The organism is Nocardia sp. NPDC058244, from assembly GCF_042882065.1.
Lineage (GTDB): Bacteria > Actinomycetota > Actinomycetes > Mycobacteriales > Mycobacteriaceae > Nocardia.
In genome coordinates this window covers 58,256-65,046 of the sequence record NZ_JBHVWX010000018.1, presented here as the reverse complement: position 1 = coordinate 65,046, position 6,791 = coordinate 58,256, and the positions used below count along the sequence as shown (strand labels likewise).

Below are 6,791 nucleotides of genomic sequence, written 5' to 3'. Positions count from 1 at the left end.
GGTACTGCACTCGACAGGGTGTGGGAGAGTAGGACACCGCCGGAACATCATTGCGAAAGGCCCTCCAACTTCGGTTGGAGGGCCTTTTTGCGTTCCCGGACCCGTCACCTACAGTGCTGTGGTGCGCCTTGTCATTGCTCGTTGCCAGGTCGACTACGTCGGCCGACTGACCGCCCACCTTCCGATGGCTCGCCGGTTGCTGCTGATCAAGGCCGACGGCTCGGTGCTCGTGCACTCCGATGGTGGCTCGTACAAGCCGCTGAACTGGATGAGCCCGCCGTGCTGGCTGGAGGAACGCGATATCGCGACCCTGGTCCCCGCGGAGCTGCCCGACGGCGTGGCGCCGCTGCGGGAGGGCAAGACGGCGGTGCCGGACAACATCAAGGCGCTGTGGGTGGTGACCAACAAGGCCGGCGAGGAACTGCGCATCTCCATCGAGGACATCGAGCACGATTCCTCGCACGAACTCGGCGTCGACCCCGGTCTGGTCAAGGACGGCGTGGAAGCGCATCTGCAGGAGCTGCTGGCGGAACACGTGACGAAGCTCGGCGAGGGGTACACCCTCATCCGTCGCGAGTACATGACCGCCATCGGCCCGGTGGATCTGCTGTGCCGCGACGCCGACGGCGCGACGGTGGCCGTGGAGATCAAGCGGCGCGGCGAGATCGACGGCGTCGAACAGCTCACCCGGTACCTGGAACTGCTCAATCGCGACCCGCTGCTGGCACCGGTCGCCGGCGTGTTCGCGGCGCAGCAGATCAAGCCGCAGGCGCGCACCTTGGCCGAGGACCGGGGAATCCGCTGCCTCACGCTCGATTACGACGAGCTGCGTGGCACGGAGAGCAACGTTTTCCGCCTCTTCTAGGCTGGGAGCCATGCCGCGACGTAAACCACGCTCAGGGCGACGTAGCGAGCCGGCGCCGATCGGTGACGTCTACGGGCGCACCGAGGACGGGCCGGGCGAGGAGACCTACATCGTCCGCACCGTTCCCGGCGCCAGGGCGGTCAAGACGTACCGGTGTCCCGGCTGCGACCACGAGATCGCGCCAGGGGTCGCCCATATCGTCGCCTGGGCCGCCGACGGCGGCGAGGACGACCGCAGGCACTGGCATCAGGGCTGCTGGAACGGCAGGCGCACCCGCGGCATCACCCGTCGCTGGTCCTGAGTCCCGAGACCACGAAAACCGAAGGCCGCCTCGAACATTCGAGGCGGCCTTCGGTTCTTCGGTTATGAGGGTGGAGCAATGTCGTCGTTGGTCCGACGTCAGTTGCTGATGTCGGCGCTCTCGCGGTCCTCGTCGACGATGTCCTCGTCGGCGTCGGCGACCTCGGGGATGGCCTTGGTCTGGCGGGAGCCCGAGACGGACTTGTTGTTGCCGTTGTTGCTGATCGACTTGCGCTCGGGGGCGCCGTCGAGCAGCTCGCTCTCGCGGTTGACCGCGGCGAGCATGGCGGGCACCGAGTCGAGCTGACCACGGATGCCGAGCAGCTGGGCCAGGACCCGGCCGCGCAGCACGCGCATCTCCTCGGCCAGTTCCTTCGCGTGCGCGATCTTGCGCTCGGAGGTCTGGGTGGCGGAGCTGATGAGACGGTTCGACTCATCGGTCGCGTCCTTGATCCGCTGGGCGGCCTCGGCGCGGCTGGTGGCCTCGAGCTCCTCCATGGCACGAGTCAGCTTGGTGCGCCGATCGTTCATGGTGGCCTCGAAGTCCTGCTGGGTGGCCTTGCGCTTGGCCTCGGCCTCCTTGCCGAGACGTTCCACATCGGCCTGCGCGGCCTCGATGATCTTGGCGGACTCGGTGCGCGCGTTCGCGAGGGTCTGCTCGAACTCGATCTCGAGCGCCTCGCGCTTCTCCTTGGTCTCCGCGAGCAGCGACTCGTACTTGCCACGCATCTCGGTGGCCTGCTGCTCGGCGATCGACACCATCTCGGCGGCTTCGGCCTGCGCCAGCGCACGGACCTCGGACGCTTCGTCCGAGGCCAGGCGCAGCATGCGCGAGATACGGTCGGACATTCCTTCGGCGGTGGTCGGCGGCACGGACAGCCGGTCGACCTCCTTGCGGAGCTCGTCGATCTCGTCCCGCGCGTCTTCCAGCTGGCTGGCGAGATTCCGGGCCTGCGCGGCGGCAGCATCCCGGTCGGTGGCGGTGACGCGGAGCTCGGCGTCGAAGCGGTCGAAGTAGTTGCGCACCTCGTCTTGCGCATAACCCTTGCGCACAACGGTGAAGGGCAGTGCAACGAAGCGATTGCGATCGGACTCAGGTGACGACATGGCACACAAAATACAGCCTCGAGCGAGCCTATGGAGACTCGACCGTGATTGTGATCTCGCCGAGATTTACCAACCGTATCCGCCTACTAGTGCGTAACATTCGGGTTCGGCTCGACGAGCTCCACCAGCACACCGCCAGCATCCTTCGGATGGATGAAGTTGATGCGGGAATCGGCGGTGCCGTGACGAGGCGCTTCGTACAGCAAACGCAGGCCACGGTCGCGCAGGAAGGCCGAAACCGCCTCGATGTCGGTGACCCGGTAGGCCAGCTGCTGCAGGCCCGGCCCGCTGCGGTCGATGAACTTGGCGATCGTGGACTCCGGGGTCAGCGGGGCCAGCAACTGCAGGGCGGTCGCCCGGTCGGCCGCGGCGGGGCACGACAGCATCGCCTCGACGACGCCCTGGGCCTCGTTGACCTCGCGGTGGGTCTCGACCATGCCGAGATTGTCGGTGTACCAGGCGACGGCCGCGTCGAGGTCGGGCACGGCGATGCCCACGTGGTCGACGGCGATGACGTAGTCGGCGGGGATGATGTTCTCGTTGCTCACCCCTCGAAGCTAGCGCCAATCGGCGCAGACGCGAAGCGGCCCCCAGCCATGAGCATGGCCGGAGCGAAGGCGGAGGTACTCGTACCTGCGTGCCGGGTGTGCTCCGATACCGGTTACCGTTGAGTGCAACCCTTGACGTGCGCGGCTGACCGCCGTGTGCGTCGCGGCGAGGTTCGACTCAATGAATGCGAGGCTTTCGTGACGACTTCTGTCATCGTGTCCGGTGCGCGTACCCCGGTCGGCAGGCTCCTGGGCGGTCTGAAGGACTTCAAGGCCTCGGATCTGGCCGGTGTGGCGATCAAGGCGGCGCTGGAGAAGGGTGGTGTGGCGCCCGAGCAGGTCGACTACGTCATCCTCGGTCAGGTGCTGCAGGCCGGTGCCGGGCAGCTGCCCGCCCGCCAGGCGGCGATCGCCGCCGGCATCCCGATGGATGTGCCGTCGCTGCTGATCAACAAGGTCTGCCTGTCGGGCATCAACGCGATCGCGCTGGCCGATCAGCTGATCCGCGCCGGGGAGCACGAGATCGTCGTGGCCGGTGGCATGGAGTCGATGAGCCAGACCCCGCACCTGCTGCCCAAGAGCCGTGAGGGCCACAAGTACGGCGACACCACCCTGGTCGACCACATGGCCTACGACGGCCTGCACGACGTGATCACCGACCAGGCGATGGGTCTGCTGACCGAGGAGCGCAACGACCTGGACAAGGTCAGCCGCGAGGAGCAGGACGCGCTGGCCGCGGCCTCGCACCAGCGCGCCGCCGCCGCGTGGAAGAACGGCCTGTTCACCGACGAGGTCGTGCCGGTGGCCGTGCCGCAGCGCAAGGGCGACCCGATCTATGTCAGCGAAGACGAGGGCATCCGCGCCGACACCACCGTCGAGTCGCTGGGCAAGCTGCGTCCGGCCTTCCGCAAGGACGGCACCGTGACCGCGGGCACCGCCTCGCAGATCTCCGACGGCGCGGCCGCGGTGATCGTGATGAGCAAGGCGAAGGCGCAGGAGCTGGGGCTGGAGTGGATCGCCGAGATCGGCGCCGCCGGTCAGGTCGCCGGTCCGGACTCGACCCTGCAGGACCAGCCGGCCAACGCCATCCTCGCCGCGTGCGCGAAGGAGGGCATCACCCCGGCCGAGTTGGATCTGATCGAGATCAACGAGGCGTTCGCGGCCGTCGGGGTGTCCTCGACCAAGAAGCTGGGCTTCGACCCGGAGAAGGTCAACGTCAACGGTGGCGCCATCTCCATCGGCCACCCGCTGGGCATGTCGGGTGCGCGCATCCTGCTGCACCTGGCGCTGGAGCTGAAGCGTCGCGGTGGCGGCGTCGGCGCGGCCTCGCTGTGCGGCGGCGGCGGTCAGGGCGACGCGCTGATCATCCGCGTCCCCGCCTGATTCGTTCCGACACGGGCCCTCGCGCTACCGAGCGCGGGGGCCCGTTTGTGTGAGCGGACCAACTACTCAGTGTCGTAGATCATGCTGCACAATGGCTGGTATGGGTTTCTTCGATCTGCGGTCCACCGCCAGTCGTTTCCGGTTCTTCGCGGTGCTCGAGGCGCTGTCGTGGATCGGTCTGCTGACCGGCATGGCGTTCAAGTACCTGCCCGCCGAGGGCAACGAGATCGGCGTGAAGATCTTCGGGCCGGTGCACGGCGCGATCTTCGTCCTGTTCGTGATCACCGCGCTGCTGGCCGCGCGCGAACTGAACTGGGGCTGGAAGACCACCGTGCTGGCGCTGGCGTCGAGCATTCCGCCGCTGTTCACCGTGGCCTTCGAGATCTGGGCCGTGCGCACCGGTCAGCTGGGCGAACTGAGCGCGGGCGCGACCAAGGGCTCCCCGGCAGCCGCGCCGACGGCTTCGTGACAAACTGGAAAGCGTGACTCGACCCGCTGCCCGTCGTCCTTCGCCCGCCGTCGCCGCCGCCATGTCCGGCGCGGTGGATCTGTCCGCGCTGAAGCAGCCGCCCGCCGCTCCCGGCGGCGCGCCTGCGGCCCCGGGGAACCATACGGTCACCGAGGCGGATTTCGAAGCCAAGGTCATCCGCCGCTCGATGCAGGTGCCCGTCGTGGTCGCGCTGTACTCGCAGCGCAGCCCGGGCAGCGTCGAGCTGGTCCGCACGCTGGAGCGGCTCAACGCCGACGATCGCGGCGGCTGGGACCTGGCCGCGATCGAGGCCGAAGCGAACATGAACATCGTGCAGGCGCTGCGGGTGCAGGGCATCCCCACGGTGATCGCGGTCGCGGGCGGGCAGCCGCTGGCCGATTTCGAGGGCGCCCAGCCCGAGGCACAGGTGCGCCAGTGGCTCGACGCGGTGATGGACGCGACCGCGGGCAAGCTCGAGGGCGACCCGAACGCCGCGGGCGCGGCCCCCGAGGTCGAGGACCCGCGCTTCACCGCCGCCGAGGACGCGCTCGCCGAGGGCGACATCGCCGGCGCCGAGGCGGCCTACGAGGCGATCCTGGTCGAGGAGCCCGGCAACGAGGAGGCCAAGGCCGCGCTGCGTCAGCTGCGCTTCCTGACCAGGGCCCAGCAGCTCGACCCGGCCGTGGTCGCCACCGCCGACGCCGATCCGGCGAACCTGGACGCCGCCCTCGACGCCGCCGACGTGGAACTGCTCGAGCAGCGCCCCGAGGCCGCCTTCGATCGCATCATCGCGGCCATCAAGCGCACCGCGGGCGACGACCGCACCAGGGCGCGCACCCGGCTGCTCGAGCTGTTCGAGCTGTTCGACCCGGCCGAGCCCTTCGTCGTCGCGGCCCGCCGCAAGCTCGCGACCGCGCTGTACTGACCTTCGTCCGCGGGGCCGTCCCGGCTGAACTGCCGGGGCGGCCCCGTCGTATCTCCTGGTAGACCCGCGGCACCGGGCCGCGAGCTGACTCGAGGAGATACGACATGACCTCACTCGACCACTCGGGCGCGGTCGATCAGGCCGAGGTGGAAGCCTTCGCGGGAAAGATGGTCGAGGTGCTCGACCACGCGAGCACCGCGCTGATGATCAGCATGGGCCACCAGGTGGGCCTGTTCGACACGATGGCCGCCAACCCCGCCGCGACCAGCCCGGACCTCGCCGCGGCCGCGGGCCTGGACGAGCGCTACGTGCGTGAATGGCTCGGCGCCGTCACCACCGCGGGCATCGTGCGCTACGACCCGCCGACGGCGACCTACACGCTCCCGCCCGCGCACGCGGCCAGCCTGACCAGGGCCGCGGGACCGGACAATCTCGCCAGGGTCATGCAGTTCATCGGGCAGCTCGGTGAGGTGGAACCCAAGATCGTCGAGCGGTTCCGGATCGGTGGCGGCCTGTCCTACGACGACTACGCCCGCTTCCACGCGCTGATGGCCGAGGAGAGCGCCGAGGTGTTCGACGCCGCGCTGCTCGACGTCATCCTGCCGATGGCGCCCGGGCTGACCGATCGGCTGCTGATGGGGATCGACGTCGCCGATATCGCCTGCGGCAGCGGACACGCGGTGAACCTGATGGCGCGGGCCTTCCCGGCCAGCCGGTTCCGCGGCTACGACTTCTCCGCCGACGCGATCGCGGCGGGGCGGGCCGAGGCGGCGGCGATGGGCCTGACCAACGTCGAGTTCGTCGAGCAGGACGTGGCGGCACTGCACGCGCCCGAGTCCTGCGATCTGATTACCGTCTTCGACGCCATCCACGATCAGGCGCACCCGGCGCTGGTGCTGGCCAACATCGCGACGGCGTTGCGCGCCGACGGTGTGTTCCTGATGGTCGACGTGCACGCGTCGAGCGTGCTCGAGGAGAACCTGGACCTGCCGCTGGGCCCGTTCCTCTACGCGGTGTCGACGATGCACTGCATGTCGGTGTCGCTGGGGCAGGGCGGCGACGGGCTCGGCACGGTGTGGGGCGAACAGCGCGCGCTGGCGATGCTCGCCGACGCCGGTTTCACCGAGGTCGGTACCAGCCACGTCGACGGTGATCCGCTCAATACCTACTACCTCGCGAGCAAGGGCTGAGCAG

At 69.0% G+C, this 6,791-nt stretch carries 8 protein-coding genes; 6 read left to right on the top strand and 2 right to left on the bottom strand.

What is annotated here, in order from left to right; genetic code table 11:
- The first annotated feature begins 121 nt into the window (after window positions 1-121).
- Entirely contained in the window at window positions 122-865 is a 744-nt protein-coding gene (nucS, locus tag ACFVW6_RS34785) for an endonuclease NucS (RefSeq protein ID WP_378833726.1), read from the top strand.
- Window positions 866-875: 10 nt separating this feature from the next.
- Complete coding sequence (locus tag ACFVW6_RS34780; RefSeq protein WP_355284258.1) at window positions 876-1,166, top strand: ATP/GTP-binding protein; 291 nt, start codon at window positions 876-878, stop codon at window positions 1,164-1,166.
- Between the two features lie 98 nt (window positions 1,167-1,264).
- Here the strand turns inward: ACFVW6_RS34780 and ACFVW6_RS34775 are convergent, their stop codons facing one another.
- Together ACFVW6_RS34775 and mce are read right to left on the bottom strand one after the other, a co-directional pair.
- Window positions 1,265-2,272 (bottom strand): hypothetical protein, encoded by a 1,008-nt coding sequence (locus tag ACFVW6_RS34775; RefSeq protein ID WP_030204204.1) that lies wholly within the window; start codon window positions 2,270-2,272, stop codon window positions 1,265-1,267.
- Between the two features lie 86 nt (window positions 2,273-2,358).
- Window positions 2,359-2,820, bottom strand: coding sequence for a methylmalonyl-CoA epimerase (gene mce / locus ACFVW6_RS34770; RefSeq protein WP_355284254.1), 462 nt, complete (start codon window positions 2,818-2,820; stop codon window positions 2,359-2,361).
- Window positions 2,821-3,018: 198 nt separating this feature from the next.
- On the opposite strand from mce, the gene ACFVW6_RS34765 reads away from it, so the two are divergent.
- From ACFVW6_RS34765 to ACFVW6_RS34750, 4 genes are all read left to right on the top strand, one after another.
- Window positions 3,019-4,203: an acetyl-CoA C-acetyltransferase gene (locus ACFVW6_RS34765; RefSeq protein WP_378833722.1), complete on the top strand. Its 1,185-nt coding sequence runs from the start codon at window positions 3,019-3,021 to the stop codon at window positions 4,201-4,203.
- 91 nt (window positions 4,204-4,294) lie between these two features.
- A complete protein-coding gene (locus ACFVW6_RS34760; RefSeq protein WP_357350916.1) occupies window positions 4,295-4,672 on the top strand; it encodes a DUF3817 domain-containing protein in 378 nt (125 codons plus the stop codon).
- A 61-nt stretch (window positions 4,673-4,733) separates the two neighbouring features.
- Complete coding sequence (locus ACFVW6_RS34755) at window positions 4,734-5,597, top strand: tetratricopeptide repeat protein (RefSeq protein ID WP_378833730.1); 864 nt, start codon at window positions 4,734-4,736, stop codon at window positions 5,595-5,597.
- 104 nt (window positions 5,598-5,701) lie between these two features.
- Window positions 5,702-6,787 (top strand): class I SAM-dependent methyltransferase, encoded by a 1,086-nt coding sequence (locus ACFVW6_RS34750; protein ID WP_378833718.1) that lies wholly within the window; start codon window positions 5,702-5,704, stop codon window positions 6,785-6,787.
- Window positions 6,788-6,791 lie beyond the last annotated feature (4 nt).